Annotated in this window: 10 protein-coding genes and 1 pseudogene; 5 read left to right on the top strand and 6 right to left on the bottom strand. The window is 71.3% G+C overall.

What is annotated here, in order from left to right; genetic code table 11:
* The 4 genes and pseudogenes from ACIBA9_RS12205 to glgB all read left to right on the top strand — a co-directional run.
* Window positions 1-957 (top strand): annotated as a pseudogene (locus tag ACIBA9_RS12205) (alpha-1,4-glucan--maltose-1-phosphate maltosyltransferase); the annotation flags it as partial.
* Entirely contained in the window at window positions 954-2,654 is a 1,701-nt protein-coding gene (gene treS, locus ACIBA9_RS12200) for a maltose alpha-D-glucosyltransferase (RefSeq protein WP_399362071.1), read from the top strand. The pseudogene ACIBA9_RS12205 and the gene treS, both read left to right, overlap by 4 nt.
* A gap of 94 nt (window positions 2,655-2,748) precedes the next feature.
* Entirely contained in the window at window positions 2,749-4,152 is a 1,404-nt protein-coding gene (locus ACIBA9_RS12195) for a phosphotransferase (RefSeq protein WP_399362069.1), read from the top strand.
* Between the two features lie 22 nt (window positions 4,153-4,174).
* The gene (gene glgB / locus ACIBA9_RS12190) at window positions 4,175-6,502 is read left to right on the top strand and encodes a 1,4-alpha-glucan branching enzyme (RefSeq protein ID WP_399362067.1); all 2,328 of its coding nucleotides are present in this window, start codon (window positions 4,175-4,177) and stop codon (window positions 6,500-6,502) included.
* An 85-nt stretch (window positions 6,503-6,587) separates the two neighbouring features.
* Here the strand turns inward: glgB and ACIBA9_RS12185 are convergent, their stop codons facing one another.
* The 5 genes from ACIBA9_RS12185 to ACIBA9_RS12165 all read right to left on the bottom strand — a co-directional run bounded on the left by ACIBA9_RS12185 (window position 6,588) and on the right by ACIBA9_RS12165 (window position 12,323).
* On the bottom strand, window positions 6,588-8,813 hold the full coding sequence (locus ACIBA9_RS12185; RefSeq protein WP_399362132.1) for a HelD family protein: 2,226 nt from the start codon (window positions 8,811-8,813) through the stop codon (window positions 6,588-6,590).
* Window positions 8,814-8,984: 171 nt separating this feature from the next.
* Window positions 8,985-9,317 (bottom strand): thioredoxin family protein, encoded by a 333-nt coding sequence (locus tag ACIBA9_RS12180; protein ID WP_399362065.1) that lies wholly within the window; start codon window positions 9,315-9,317, stop codon window positions 8,985-8,987.
* Window positions 9,314-9,742 carry a MerR family transcriptional regulator gene (locus ACIBA9_RS12175; RefSeq protein ID WP_399362063.1) on the bottom strand — a complete coding sequence of 143 codons (429 nt, stop codon included), beginning with the start codon at window positions 9,740-9,742 and terminating at the stop codon, window positions 9,314-9,316. The genes ACIBA9_RS12180 and ACIBA9_RS12175 overlap by 4 nt, the downstream gene beginning before the upstream one ends.
* A 48-nt stretch (window positions 9,743-9,790) precedes the next feature.
* Window positions 9,791-10,555, bottom strand: a complete 765-nt coding sequence (locus ACIBA9_RS12170; RefSeq protein WP_399362061.1) for a DUF2127 domain-containing protein — start codon at window positions 10,553-10,555, stop codon at window positions 9,791-9,793.
* Window positions 10,556-10,649: 94 nt separating this feature from the next.
* Window positions 10,650-12,323 (bottom strand): MFS transporter, encoded by a 1,674-nt coding sequence (locus ACIBA9_RS12165; protein WP_399362059.1) that lies wholly within the window; start codon window positions 12,321-12,323, stop codon window positions 10,650-10,652.
* 141 nt (window positions 12,324-12,464) lie between these two features.
* Here ACIBA9_RS12165 and ACIBA9_RS12160 point away from each other — a divergent pair, with 141 nt between their 5' ends.
* Window positions 12,465-13,088, top strand: a complete 624-nt coding sequence (locus ACIBA9_RS12160; RefSeq protein ID WP_399362057.1) for a TetR/AcrR family transcriptional regulator — start codon at window positions 12,465-12,467, stop codon at window positions 13,086-13,088.
* A gap of 110 nt (window positions 13,089-13,198) precedes the next feature.
* On the opposite strand, the gene ACIBA9_RS12155 is transcribed toward ACIBA9_RS12160, so the two are convergent.
* Window positions 13,199-14,617 carry a cation:dicarboxylate symporter family transporter gene (locus ACIBA9_RS12155; RefSeq protein ID WP_399362055.1) on the bottom strand — a complete coding sequence of 473 codons (1,419 nt, stop codon included), beginning with the start codon at window positions 14,615-14,617 and terminating at the stop codon, window positions 13,199-13,201.
* Window positions 14,618-14,655: the final 38 nt, after the last annotated feature.

Genomic DNA, 14,655 nt, shown 5'->3' with positions numbered 1-14,655 from the left:
CAGGACATCTACCCCATCGCCTTCGACGCCGACATGGACGGCCTCGTCGAGGAGAGCGTGCGGATCCTGCGCCACTGGATGGAACACGGGGTGCGGATCTTCCGCGTGGACAACCCCCACACCAAGCCCGTGGTGTTCTGGGAACGGGTCATCGCCGAGGTGGGCCGCCGGGACCCCGACGTGATCTTCCTCGCCGAGGCGTTCACCCGGCCCGCGATGATGCACACCCTCGCCCAGATCGGCTTCCAGCAGTCCTACACCTACTTCACCTGGCGCAACACCAAGCAGGAACTCACCGAGTACCTGACGGAACTGTCGGGCGAGGCGGCGGCCTACATGCGGCCCAACCTCTTCCCCAACACCCCCGACATCCTGCCCGGCTACCTCCAGCACGGCGGCCGCCCCGCCTTCGAGGTCCGGGCCGTGCTCGCCGCGACCCTCTCCCCCGCCTGGGGCATCTACAGCGGCTACGAACTGTGCGAGAACACCCCCTTCCGGGAAGGCGGCGAGGAATACCTCGACTCGGAGAAATACCAGCTCACACCACGCGACTGGGAAGCCGCCGCCCGCGAGGGACGCACCATCGCACCCCTGATCACCACACTGAACGACATCCGCCGCCGCAGCCCGGCCCTGCGGCAGCTGCGTGATCTCCACTTCCACCACACCGACCAGGACGCGGTGATCGCCTACTCGAAGCGGAGCGGATCGAACACGGTTCTCGTGGTCGCCAACCTCGACCCCCACCACACCCAGGAAGCCACGGTCTCGTTGGACATGCCGCAACTCGGCCTGGAATGGCACGAGTCCGTGCCGGTGCGCGACGAGCTCACCGGCGAGACCTACTACTGGGGCAGGGCCAACTACGTGCGCCTCGAACCGGGTCACAGGCCCGCGCATGTCTTCACCGTCCTGCGACCGTCCAACCCGCAGATCGGAGGGTCACCCGCCATATGATCGTCAACGAGCCCGTTCCGGACACGTTCGAGGACACACCCGCCAAGGACCGGAATCCCGATTGGTTCAAGCGAGCCGTCTTCTACGAGGTCCTCGTCCGCTCCTTCCAGGACAGCAACGGAGACGGCGTCGGCGACCTGAAGGGCCTGACCGCCAAACTGGACTACCTGCAGTGGCTCGGCGTCGACTGCCTCTGGCTGCCGCCGTTCTTCAAGTCACCGCTGCGTGACGGCGGTTACGACGTCTCCGACTACACCGCCGTACTGCCCGAGTTCGGCGACCTCGCCGACTTCGTGGAGTTCGTCGACGCCGCCCACCAGCGCGGCATGCGCGTGATCATCGACTTCGTCATGAACCACACCAGCGACCAGCACCCGTGGTTCCAGGAGTCGAGGCGCGACCCGGACGGTCCGTACGGGGACTACTACGTCTGGGCCGACGACGACAAGCAGTACCAGGACGCTCGCATCATCTTCGTCGACACCGAGGCCTCCAACTGGACGTACGACCCGGTACGCAAGCAGTACTACTGGCATCGCTTCTTCTCGCACCAGCCGGACCTCAACTACGAGAACCCGGCCGTGCAGGAGGAGATGATCTCCGCGCTGAAGTTCTGGCTGGATCTCGGCATCGACGGGTTCCGGCTGGACGCGGTGCCGTACCTGTACCAGCAGGAGGGCACCAACTGCGAGAACCTGCCCGCCACCCACGCGTTCCTCAGGCGGGTCCGCAAGGAGATCGACGCCCAGTACCCGGACACCGTGCTGCTGGCGGAGGCCAACCAGTGGCCCGAGGACGTCGTCGACTACTTCGGCGACTACACCTCCGGCGGCGACGAGTGCCACATGGCGTTCCACTTCCCCGTCATGCCGCGCATCTTCATGGCCGTACGGCGCGAATCGCGCTACCCGGTCTCCGAGATCCTCGCCAAGACCCCCGCGATCCCCTCCGGCTGCCAGTGGGGCATCTTCCTGCGCAACCACGACGAGCTGACCCTGGAGATGGTCACCGACGAGGAACGCGACTACATGTGGGCCGAGTACGCCAAGGACCCACGGATGCGCGCCAACATCGGCATCCGCCGCCGGCTCGCCCCCCTGCTCGACAACGACCGCAACCAGATCGAGCTGTTCACCGCCCTGCTGCTGTCCCTGCCCGGCTCACCGATCCTCTACTACGGCGACGAGATCGGCATGGGCGACAACATCTGGCTCGGCGACCGCGACGCCGTCCGCACCCCCATGCAGTGGACCCCCGACCGCAACGCCGGCTTCTCGTCCTGTGACCCGGGACGGCTCTTCCTGCCCACGATCATGGACCCGGTCCACGGCTACCAGGTCACCAACGTGGAAGCCTCCATGTCCTCGCCGTCCAGCCTGCTGCACTGGACGCGCCGCATGATCGAGATCCGCAAGCAGAACCCCGCCTTCGGACTGGGCACCTACACCGAACTGCCCTCCTCCAACCCGGCGGTGATCGCCTTCCTGCGCGAGTACGAGGACGATCTCGTGCTGTGTGTCCACAACTTCTCCCGCTTCGCGCAGCCCACGGAGCTGGACCTCAGCCTCTTCGGCGGACGGCACCCGGTCGAGCTGTTCGGCGGGGTGCGCTTCCCCGCGATCGGTGAACTGCCGTACCTGCTCACCCTCGCGGGACACGGCTTCTACTGGTTCCGGCTGCGCCGGGACGCGGTCTGAGCCCACCGGGTGGGGCGGTGGGGCGTTTCCACCGCCCCACCCGGGGCACGCATCAGTAACACCCCGACGACCCGGGGAAAGGACGTGACGCCTGATGGCGGAAACGGTCACCCCTCTTGGCACCACCGGTCCCACGAGTCACCTCCTCACCTCGCTGGACCCCTTGTTGCGCGCATGGCTGCCGCGACAGCGCTGGTTCGCGGGCAAGGGGCGCCCGATCACCGGTCTCATCCCGGTGGCCGCCACCGAACTGCTGCCGCCGGACGGCCGGCTGGGCCTGTACCACCTGCTGGTGCGCGTCGACCAGCCGCCCGCGCCGGGCGCGGCGCCGCACCCCGGCGACTGCTACCAGCTCCTCATAGGCGTGCGCGAGGCGTTGCCGCCCCGGCTGGCGCCCGCGCTGATCGGACATGCCACGGACGGCCCGTTCGCCGGCCGCACGGTGTACGACGCCCTGTACGACCCCCGGCCCGCCGAGGTGCTCCTGGAGGCCCTGCGCAACGGGGCCCGCATCGGCGACCTGCGTTTCGGGCGCGACCCGCGCCAGGAGATCCGCGACGGCCTGGTGGCCCGGCTGATGACCGCCGAGCAGTCCAACTCGTCGGTGGTCTACGGAGATACGTTCATTCTCAAGTTGCTGCGCCGGGTCGTCCCCGGCGTCAACCCCGATCTGGAGCTACCGCTCGCCCTGGCCGGCGAGGGCTGCCCCCGGGTGCCCCCGCCGACGGCTTGGCTGCATGCCGGGCCACGGGACGAGCCCGACGGGTCCTACGTCCTGGCCGTGCTCCAGCCCTTCGTCAGCGGGGCCAGCGACGGCTGGGAGCTGGCGCTGCGCGAGCTGGCCAAGGGCGAGGACTTCGTCGCCGAGGCGCGGGCCCTCGGCCGGGCCACCGCCGAGGTGCACACCGCTCTCGCCCGCGCCCTGCCGACGGTCACCCTCGGCCGTGCCCAGCTGGAGCAGCTGGTCGACGGCATGACCGAGCGGCTGGAGGCGGCCGTACGGGCGGTGCCGGCGCTGCTGCCGTACGCGCCCGGCCTGCGGTCGGCCTACGAGGCGCTGGCCGCCCTCGCCGCCGAGGGCCGCACCTGGACGGCCCAGCGCGTGCACGGCGATCTGCACCTCGGACAGTGTCTGCGCTCGCCGTCGGGCCGGTGGTCGCTGATCGACTTCGAGGGCGAGCCGGCCCGGCCGCTGGCCGAGCGGCGGATGCCCCAGCCGCCGGTGCGGGACATCGCGGGGATGCTGCGCTCCTTCGACTACGCCGCCCACTCGGCGGCTTCGGCGGCCCCGGACTGGGCGCACTCCTGCCGGGCCGCCTACTGCTCGGGGTACGCGGAGGTGAGCGGCCGCGATCCGCGCACCGATCCGGTGCTGTTGCGGGCCTACGAGACCGACAAGGCGGTCTACGAGGTGGTCTACGAGGCCCGGCACCGCCCCGACTGGCTCCCCGTACCGATGTCGGCGATCCGTCGCCTCGCCGCGTCCGAACCGATCTGATCCTCGCCCGGGAGACTCGCTCGTGACGTCCAAGAAGTCAGCCACCAGGAACAAGACAGGCAAGCCGAAGGGGGAGAGGAAGGCCAAGGAGACCCAGGCGCCGCAGGTGCCGCAGGTGCCGCAGGTGCCACCGCAGGCGGCGCCGCCCGTGCTGGAGGCCGCCGTCTCCCCCGCCGTCGACGCCGACGACCGCGGGCGGCTGCTGCACGGCACCCACCACGATCCGCACGCCGTACTCGGCGCCCACCCGGTCCCCGGCGGCGTCGCCTTCCGGGCCTTCCGGCCCGGCGCGCGGGCCGTCACCGTGGTCTCGGGCGACCTGCGCGCCGAACTGCACGACGACGGTGACGGTTTCTTCTCCGGACTGCTCCCGCTGTCCGAGGTCCCGGTCTACCGGCTGCTCGTGGCGTACGACGGCGCCGTGCACGAGACCGAGGACGCCTACCGCTTCCTGCCCACGCTCGGCGACCTCGACCTGCATCTGATCGGCGAGGGCCGGCACGAGCAGCTGTGGCAGGCGCTCGGCGCGCACGTCACGACCCACCAGGGCGTGACCGGCACCCGGTTCGCGGTATGGGCGCCGAACGCGCGGGGCGTGCGGGTCACGGGGAGCTTCAGCTACTGGGACGGCTCCGCCCTGCCGATGCGCTCGCTCGGCTCCACCGGCGTCTGGGAGCTGTTCGTACCGGGGGTCGGCGAGGGCGAGCTGTACAAGTTCGAGATCACCCGCCCGGACGGCTCGCGCACCCTGCGCGCCGACCCGCTGGCCCGCCGTACCGAGGTGCCGCCCGCCACGTCCTCGATCGTGCACGTCTCCCGCCACGAGTGGGGGGACGAGGCGTGGATGTCCGAGCGCGCGAAGACCCCGGCGCACGAGGCGCCCTTCTCCGTCTACGAGGTGCACCTGCCCTCGTGGCGACCCGGTCTGACCTACCGCCAGCTGGCCGAGCAACTGACGGCGTATGTCACGGAGATGGGCTTCACGCATGTGGAGCTGATGCCGGTCGCCGAGCACCCCTTCGGCGGCTCCTGGGGATACCAGGTCACCGGCTTCTACGCGCCGACGGCCCGGCTCGGCACCCCCGACGACTTCAAGTACCTGGTGGACCGGCTGCACCAGGCCGGCATCGGTGTGCTGATGGACTGGGTGCCGGCCCACTTCCCGCGCGACGAGTGGGCGCTCGCCGCCTTCGACGGGCGTCCGCTGTACGAGCACCACGACCCGCTGCGGGCCGCGCATCCGGACTGGGGCACGCTGGAGTTCGACTTCGGCCGGCGCGAGGTACGCAACTTCCTCGTCGCCAACGCCGTGTACTGGTGCGAGGAGTTCCACATCGACGGGCTGCGCGTGGACGCCGTCGCCTCCATGCTCTACCTGGACTACTCGCGCGAGCCGGGCCAGTGGACGCCGAACGAGCACGGCGGCCGGGAGAACCTGGACGCGGTGGCGTTCCTCCAGGAGATGAACGCCACCGTCTACCGGCGCTGCCCCGGCGTGGTGACCATCGCCGAGGAGTCCACGGCCTGGGACGGTGTCACGCGGCCCACCGACCACCAGGGCCCGAGCGGCTTCGGCGGGCTCGGCTTCGGACTGAAGTGGAACATGGGCTGGATGCACGACTCGCTCCAGTACATGAGCCACGATCCCGTGCACCGCAGGTACCACCACCACGAGATGACGTTCTCGATGGTGTACGCGTACAGCGAGAACTACGTGCTGCCCATCTCCCACGACGAGGTGGTGCACGGCAAGCGGTCGCTGGTGTCGAAGATGCCGGGCGACTGGTGGCAGCAGCGGGCCGCCCACCGCGCCTACCTCGGCTATATGTGGGCCCATCCGGGCAAGCAACTGCTGTTCATGGGCCAGGAGTTCGCCCAGGGCGCGGAGTGGTCGGAGGCCCACGGCCCCGACTGGTGGCTGCTCGACCCGTCCTACGGCGCCGAGGCCGACCACCGGGGGGTACGCGACCTCGTCCGCGATCTGAACGCCCACTACCGGGCCACGCCCGCGCTGTGGCAGCGGGACACCGATCCGGCGGGCTTCCAGTGGATCACGGGCGACGCGGCCGACGACAACGTCTTCGCGTTCCTGCGCCTCGACGCCGACGGCACCCCCCTGCTCGCGGTCTCCCACCTGGCCCCGGTGGTCCGCCACGACTACCGCCTCGGGGTCCCCGACGACGTGCCCGCCTGGCTGGAGGTGCTGAACACCGACGCGGGCGGCTACGGCGGCGGCGACGTCACCAACCCGGACGCCGTCAAGCCCGAGCCCCAGCCCTGGCACGGCCGCCCGGCCAGCATCCGGCTGACGCTGCCGCCCCTGGCGACGGTGTGGCTACGGCCGGCGTAGGGCCTGTCGCCGCGAGTCCCGCCCGCCCCCGCCCGGGGCGCCGCCCTCCCCCGGGCCCCCGCTCGCCGGGGGCCCGGGCTTCGGCCTATCCGGCCAGCGCCTTCGGCAGCTCCTCGGTGTACAGCACCCCGAGCCGCTGCGTGGCCCGGGTGAGGGCGACGTACAGGTCGCTCGTGCCGTAGGCGGAGGGTTCGACCACCAGGACCGAGTCGAACTCCAGGCCCTTGGCCTGCCGGGGGTCGAGGAGGACGACGGTCCCGGTCAGGTCGGGCTCGGCGCCGGCCGTGACCCCGTCCAGCCGGGCGGCCAGCCGCCGGTGCAGCCCGCGCGGGGCGATCACCGCCAGCCGGCCCTCGGCCGGGGTGAGTTCGGCGACCGCCTCGGCGACCGCGCCGGGCAGGTCCCCGGCCGCGCGCCGCACCCAGGGCCGCACCCCCGTGGAGCGGACCGAGCTGGGCGGCTGGAAGCCGGGCTGCTCGGCGCGGACCACGGCCGCCGCCAGGTCCATGATCTCGGACGGGGTGCGGTAGTTGACACCGAGACGGGTGTGCTCCCAGCGGTCCTCGACGTACGGGGCGAGGATCTCCGCCCAGGAGCCGACACCGGCCGCCTCGGCGGTCTGCGCGGGGTCTCCGACCAGGGTCATCGAGCGGGTCGGGCTGCGCCGCATGAGCAGCCGCCAGGCCATCGGCGACAACTCCTGCGCCTCGTCGACGATGATGTGGCCGAACGCCCAGCCGCGGTCGGCGGCCGCCCGCTCGGCGGCGCTGCGGTGGTCCGCCTCCTCCTGCCGCTCGGCGAACCGCTCGGCGTCGATGATGTCGTGCGCCGAGAGCACCTCCGAGGCGTCCGGGTCGCCGTCCTCCTTGTCCTCGAACTCATAGCTCCGGGAGGCGTAGGAGACGTCCAGGACGCCCTGCGCGTAGGCGATCTGGGTCTCGCGCTCGCGCTCCGCCCGCGCCCTGGTCAGCCGGTCGTCCTCGCCGAGGAGTTCGGCGGCCTCGTCCAGCAGGGGGACGTCGGCCACGGTCCAGGCGCGGGTCACCGGGCGGCGGACGGCGTCGGCGTCCGCCTCGTCGAGGTAGCCGTCCGGCTCCGCGAGGAAGTCGGCGACCAGCCGCCGCGGCGTGATCCGGGGCCACAACCGGTCCACGGCCGACCACACTTCGGGGTTCTCGGCGAGTTCGTCGCGGATCTGGGTGACGTCCGAGGCGTCGAGCAGGCTGCCGCCGTCGTAGGGGTCGGTGCCCACGCGCTCGGCGTACAGCTCGGTGAGGGTGTTGAGGATGTGCCCCTCGAAGTGCTCACGGGCCGCGTTGTGTGGCAGCTTGGCCGCGCGGGTGCGCTCACGGGCGACGCTCACCAGGCCGTCGTCGAGCATCAGCACCTCGCGGTCGTGCTCGATGGCGATGACGGGGTCGGGCAGCGCCTGCCGGTCGCGTACGACGGCGGCGAGCACGTCGGCCATGCCGGCGCGGCCCTTCACCGCGGCCGCCTCGGGGGTGTCGGTGGCGGTGGCGTGCACGCCGGGGAACAGTTCGCCGACGGTGGCCAGCAGCACCCCGGTCTCGCCGAGGGAGGGCAGCACCTCGCCGATGTAGCCGAGGAAGGCCGGGTTGGGGCCGACGATCAGGACGGCCCGGCGCGCCAGCAGCTCCCGGTGCTCGTAGAGGAGGTAGGCCGCGCGGTGCAGGGCGACCGCGGTCTTGCCGGTGCCGGGGCCGCCCTCGACGACCAGGACGCCGCGGTGGGGCGCCCGGATGATCTCGTCCTGTTCGGCCTGGATGGTCTGCACGATGTCGCTCATGCGGCCGGTGCGCGCCGAGTTCAGCGCGGCCAGCAGCACGGCGTCCCCGCTGGGGTCCTCGTGGCCGGTGCGGACGGTGTCGCCGAGGTCGAGGATCTCGTCGTGCAGGGCGGTCACGGTCCGGTCCTCGGTGGCGATGTGCCGGCGGCGGCGCAGGCCCATCGGGGTGTGACCGGTGGCCAGGTAGAAGGGACGGGCGACGTCGGCCCGCCAGTCGATCAGGACCGGGGTGCGCTCGGTGTCCTCCTCGCGCAGTCCGATGCGGCCGATGTGGTGCGTGGTGCCGTCGGCGAGGTCGATCCGGCCGAAGCAGAGCGAGCCGTCCACGGCGTTCAGGGCGGCGAGCAGCCCCGAGCGCTCGGCGACCAGGATGTCCCGTTCCAGCCGGGCCTGCATGGGCTTGTCGCCCTGGGCGAGCGCGTCCGCGACCGAGGTCTCGGCCGCACCGCGCAGCACGTCCACCCGTGCGTACAGTCCGTCGATGAATTCCTGCTCGTGTCGCAATTCATCGTCCGGAAATTCGGTGTTTGACAATTCCGCTCCCGCCCGGATATACTCTGCTCAGTGAAGTTCTTCGCGACCCGTCGAATCGAAGTCGTGAACCACTGAATATACGCACGAAAATCCCCCGAGCGCAATTGCTCAGGGGATTTTTTCGTGCTCGGGACGGGCGCCTTACAGCAGGTCCGCCAGTTCCTCCAGCAGGCGCCGCTTGGGGCGCGCTCCCACCATCGAGCGCACCGGCTCACCGTCCCGGAACACCATCAGCGTGGGTGTGGCCAGCACGCCGTAGGCGACCGTCGTATCCGGATTGCGGTCGACGTCCAGCTGGACGATCTTCAGCCGGTCGCCCTCCTCGAAGGCGATGTCCCGCAGCACCGGCCCCAGCTGCCGGCACGGTCCGCACCAGTCGGCCGTGAATTGCACCAGCACCGGCAGATCGGCGCCGAGCACCTCCGCCCCGAAGTCGTCGTCCGACACCTCGGCCAGCCCGCTCGTCACGCTCATCGCGTCAGCCCTCCCAGCTCGCACCCGGGTTCCGGGCCTCCCGGAACCAGCGAATCGGCGGCCAGCGCGTCCCGCGCCCGCTCGGCCCGGCGCAGCTGCCCCGCGACGCTCTCCCGCACCGTCGCGAGCTGCCCCATGAGCGCGTCCAGCTCGTCCAGCTTGCGGCGGTAGACCGCGAGCGAGGCCGGGCAGGAGTCGCCGGCGGGGTGCCCGGCGCGCAGGCACTCCACGAACGGCCGCGTCTCCTCCAGGTCGAACCCGAAGTCCCGCAGCGTCCGGATCTGCCGCAGCAACCGCAGGTCGTCCTCGTCGTAGGTGCGGTGCCCCTTGTCGTCGCGCCGGGCGGTCAGCAGCCCCCGCGCCTCGTAGTAGCGCAGGGTGCGGGTGGTGGTGCGGGCCCGGGCGGCCAGCTCGCCGATTCGCATGTCCAGGACCGTAGGCGTTGACGTCGGCGTCAAGTCAAGGGCGGCCGGTCACACGGTCGCCCCGGCCGACTCCTCCACCTCCAGCAGCGATGCGCTGTGCCGCTCCTCCTCGAACGCGCGGCGGCCGCCACGCAGCCCGAACAGGCGCTTGGCCAGGGCGATGTAGAGAACCGCGAGGATGTTGAGGACGAGCGTGGCGATCTTCAGCCAGCTGATCTGCTCGGTGAGTTCCCAGATCTCCAGCGGCAGGAAGGCGGCGGTGGCGACCACCGTCAGGTATTCCGCCCAGCGCTTGGCGTACCACAGCCCGACCGCCTCGACGAGTTCGATCAGCGCGTAGGCGACCAGGAGGACGGCCACCAGCAGCAGCGTGGAGTGCTTGTAACCGAAGGCCTTCTGGATGGAGCCGACCACCGGCGAGTGGTCGAGGTCGTAGTGGAAGTGCCGGAACACCGGGCGGAAGACGTCCAGGTACTCGTGGAAGAGCCGACGCACCGCGTCCTGGCTGTTGCTGAACTTCCACACCGCGACGGCGACGAGCACGATGAACACACCGCGCACGGCCCGCTCGATCGCCAGGAAGCGCAGGATGAACAGGTCCCGCAGCACCTTGCCGCGCGGGACCAGTGGGGCGTTCGAGGCCGCTCCCGTGCCGTGCGGCTCGCCGAGCGCGAAGTCGCCGCAGCGCAGGCAGCGCCACACGTCGCCGTGCGCGGTGTGGGCGTGCAGCCGTTCCCGCAGCGCGGGCTCGTCGGGCGCGTAGGTCACATGGCCCTTGCGCGCGCAGGTCCGCCGGTCCCAGTCGATCTTCATCCCCCGTGCCTCCGTACAGTTGCCGACGCCACGCGCGAACGTGCCGTCCCGGTTGATCCGGGTCGGCACGTTAGTGGAAGAAGGCGCGCGGTGGTCAGTCGGCCGTGCTGTTCGCCAGTTCCCTCTCCTCTTGCGCCACCTCGGCCGCCACGGCCTCGCGGCGCGGCAGCAGGACGGCCACCAGGACGGTGCCGACGCCCAGGACGATCGCGCCGACCAGGCTGGTGTGGGCCACGGCGTCGGAGAAGGCGGAGCCGACCGCGTCGGCCATCTGCCGGGCGCCGCCCGCCAGTTCGGTCGCCTGCTGCTTGAGCTGCGCGGCCTGCTGCGGGTCCTTCGCGGCCGCCGCCTGGGCCGCCACCCGGTGTGCCTTTTCACCGATGCCCTGCGCGACGGCGTACCCGGCGCCGACCGAGTCCCGCGCGGTGTCCAGGGCGCTCGCCGGGAGCCTGCTGCCGGCGGTGGCGTCGGTGAGGTGGTCGCCGTAGGAGGTCGCGAGCAGCGAGCCGAGGATGGCGATGCCGAGCGAGCCGCCCAGTTCCAGCGAGGTGTCGTTGACGGCGCCGCCGACGCCCAGCTCGGACTCGGGGAAGGCGCCCATGATGGCGTCGGTGCAGGGCGAGAGGGCGAGGCCGATGGCGAGGCCCAGGATGACCAGCGGTGCCACGAAGTCGCCGTAGGTGGAGCTCGCGTCGACCCGGGTCAGCAGGGCGAGGGCGGTGGTGCCGCCGACCATGCCGGCGCCGACGGTCCACTTCATGCCGAGGCGCGGGGTGAGGTAGCCGGTCAGGGCGGAGCCGACGAAGACGGCACCGGCCAGCGGCAGCATGCGTACGCCGGTCTCCAGGGCGTCGTAGCCGAGGACGAACTGCAGGTGCTGGGTGAGGTAGTAGAAGGCGCCGAAGACGGCGAGGAAGAACAGGGCGACGGCGAGGTTGGAGCCCGCGAAGCGGCGGTGGGCGAAGCGGCGCACGTCCAGGATGGGGCGCGGGTGGCGCAGCTCCCACAGGACGAAGGCGACCAGGGCGACGCCGGCGACGACCGCGGCGGTGACGGCCTTGACGCCCCAGCCGAAGTGCGGGCCCTCGATGATCATGTAGACCAGCGAGCCGGTCCAGAGCACGGAGAGCAGTCCGCCGACGTAGTCGATGCGGTCGTGGTGACCGGCCCGGGACGGCGGGACGAGGACGAAGGCCGCGGCGATCGCGACCACGGCGACGGGCACGTTGATCAGGAAGGTCGAGGACCAGCCGTGGTCGCGCAGCAGGGCGCCCGCGACCACCGGTCCGGCGGCGATGGCGAGGCCGGCGGTCGCCGTCCACAGCACGATGGCCTTGGCCCGCTCGGCGCGCGGGAAGGTCGCGGCGAGCAGCGAAAGGGTGGCCGGCATGATCAGCGCGGCGCCGACACCCATCACGGCGCGGGCCGCGATGACGGTGGTGGAGCTGTCGGCGAGGTAGCCGAAGACGGCTCCGCCGCCGAACACGGCGAGTCCCAGCACGAGCGCCCCGCGCCGGCTGTACTTGTCACCGATCGCGCCGAGCAGCAGCATCAGCGCCGCGTACGGGACGGTGTAGCCGTCGATCACCCATTGCAGGTCGGCGCTGGAGAGCCCGAGGTCCTTCGTCATGTCGGGCGCCGCGACCGTGAGGGCGGTGTTCGCCATCACGATGACCAGCAGGCTCAGGCAGAGCACCAGCAGGGCCCACCAGCGCCGGGCGTAGGGCCGGTCCATCCTCTCGACCGGTTCGGTCATGACGAGTCGCATGGCAGGGGTCGCCTTCCTCGGATCCGCGACGGGACGTACGCATCGGCGCGCACGCTACTTGCACAGTGCCGTGCAATTGCACAACGATGTGCAATCTACGTCTCTGCACAGTGCTGTGCAAGTCGAGTCGAGGAGGGCACAATGGCCGCCATGACCACGGGTAACACCAGCCGCGCCGACACCAACCGGCGCCGCATCCTCGACGTCGCCCTCGCCGAACTGCTCCGCGACCCCGATGCCTCCATGGACCAGATCGCGCGCGCGGCGGGCGTCGTACGGCGGACGGTGTACGGGCACTTCCCCAGCCGGGAGGCACTGATCAGCACGCTGGTGGACGAGGCCGTCGCGGCACTGACGGACGCGGACGCCCGGGCCCGAGGGGCGGTGTCCGACCCGGCGGAGGCGGTGGCACGCTCGGTCCTCGCGATCTGGGAGATCGCCGACCGCTACCGGCTGCTGATCGCGCTGGCCCAGCGCACGGTGACCGTGCAGGGCATCCGCGAACGCCTCGCGCCACTGCGCGAGAACAAGGCCCGGCTGCTGCGGCGGGGCCTGGACGAGGGCGTGTTCGAGTCGGCGCTGCCCGCGCCGGCGCTGGCGTACGTGCACGAGCAGATGCTGTTCGCGGTGATGGAGGCGGTCAACGACGGGCTGGTGGCCGCGCGGGAGGCGGGCCCCTCGGCCACGGTCGCCGTCCTGACCGCGGCGGGCGTACCCGCCCCGACGGCCACCGCGCTGGTGGCCCGGGTGAGCGAGGAGTCGTAGGGCGAGACAGCCGGACGACCGGACGCCCGGCCCCGGTTCAGGCGGGGCCGGGCGTCCGGAGTCGGTCGGGGGCCGGAAGGTCGGGGACCGGGAACTAGGGGGACCGGGAACTAGGCCTTGGCCAGTTCCTCGTCATTCTCTCGTGGCTCCCGCGGTCCTCGTGCTTCCCGCGTCTCCCCCGGCTCGGTGTCGTCGACCGCGACCCGGCCCTCGTCGAGCAGTGTCGTCTCGTCGAACGGCAGCTCCCCCGCGAGGACCCGCCGCACACGGTCCTGGTCGATCTCCTTGGTCCAGGTCCCCACCAGCACCGTGGCGACCGCGTTGCCCGCGAAGTTGGTCAACGCCCGGGCCTCGCTCATGAACCGGTCGATGCCCACGATCAGCCCGACCCCGTCGACCAGCGCCGGCTTGTGCGACTGCAGCCCTCCGGCCAGGGTCGCCAGGCCCGCGCCGCTGACCCCGGCCGCCCCCTTGGACGCCAGCAGCAGGAACAGCAGCAGCGGGATCTGCTCCCCGACCGACATCGGCGTCCCCAGCGCGTCGGCGATGTACAGCGACGCCATCGTCATGTAGATCATGGTGCCGTCGAGATTGAAGGAGTAGCCGGTCGGCACGGTGATCCCGACGACCGGCTTGCTGACGCCCAGGTGCTCCATCTTGGCGATCAGCCGCGGCAGCGCGGACTCGGAGGAGGAGGTCGACAGGATCAGCAGGAACTCCCGGGCGAGGTACCTGCACAGGGAGAAGACGTTCAGGCCGGCGACGATCCGCAGCAGCGCGCCGAGCACGACGAAGACGAACAGGACGCAGGTGAGGTAGAAGCCGAGCATCAGCACGGCGAGGCTCTTCAGGGCGTCCAGACCGGCGGAGCCCACCACCGCCGCGATGGCGCCGAACGCGCCGACCGGCGCCGCCCACATGACCATGGACAGAACGCGGAAGACGAGCCGCTGGACGTGCTCGACGCCGCGCAGCACCGGCTGCCCGGCCGACCCGAGGGCCTGCAACGCGAACCCGGCGAGCAGGGCGACCAGCAGCGTCTGCAGGACCTGGCCCTCGGTGAAGGCCGAGACGAACGTGGTCGGGATGATCGACAGCACGAAGTCGACGGGGGGCAGCGCCTCGCTGGAGACCTGGGCGTGCCCGCTCTGGCGCAGGGCCTCGGTCAGATGCAGCCCCTCGCCCGGGTGCAGCACGTTGCCGACGACGAGGCCGATGGCGAGTGCGACGAGCGACATCACCAGGAAGTAGCCGAGGGCGATACCGCCGACGGCACCGACCTTGGCCGCCTTCCGTACGGACCCGATCCCGAGCACGATCGTGCAGAAGATGATCGGCGAGATCATCATCTTGATCAGGTTCACGAAGCCGGTGCCCAGCGGCTTGAGCTCGACGGCGGCATCGGGCCAGATCAGCCCCACGGCGATACCGAGCGCGACCGCCACGATGACCGCGATGTACAGATAGTGGGTCCGGTCCCGCTTCACACGGGCTGCGGCAGGTGCCGTTTCGGGGGTGCTGGCGGCCACGACTGCCCTCCTTGACGTCTTCGTCGGCGAACAACCGG

Source organism: Streptomyces sp. NPDC051452, assembly GCF_044454765.1.
Lineage (GTDB): Bacteria > Actinomycetota > Actinomycetes > Streptomycetales > Streptomycetaceae > Streptomyces.
Note: the sequence above shows the minus strand (reverse complement) of the source record. Positions and strands in the feature narration are given on the sequence as shown.

Coding starts and splice junctions, on each gene's coding strand:
- treS (WP_399362071.1), top strand. CDS start 954: ATGATCGTCAACGAGCCCGTTCCGGACACGTTCGAGGACACACCCGCC.
- ACIBA9_RS12160 (WP_399362057.1), top strand. CDS start 12,465: ATGGCCGCCATGACCACGGGTAACACCAGCCGCGCCGACACCAACCGG.
- ACIBA9_RS12170 (WP_399362061.1), bottom strand. CDS start 10,555: ATGAAGATCGACTGGGACCGGCGGACCTGCGCGCGCAAGGGCCATGTG.
- ACIBA9_RS12165 (WP_399362059.1), bottom strand. CDS start 12,323: ATGCGACTCGTCATGACCGAACCGGTCGAGAGGATGGACCGGCCCTAC.
- ACIBA9_RS12180 (WP_399362065.1), bottom strand. CDS start 9,317: ATGAGCGTGACGAGCGGGCTGGCCGAGGTGTCGGACGACGACTTCGGG.
- ACIBA9_RS12175 (WP_399362063.1), bottom strand. CDS start 9,742: ATGCGAATCGGCGAGCTGGCCGCCCGGGCCCGCACCACCACCCGCACC.
- ACIBA9_RS12195 (WP_399362069.1), top strand. CDS start 2,749: ATGGCGGAAACGGTCACCCCTCTTGGCACCACCGGTCCCACGAGTCAC.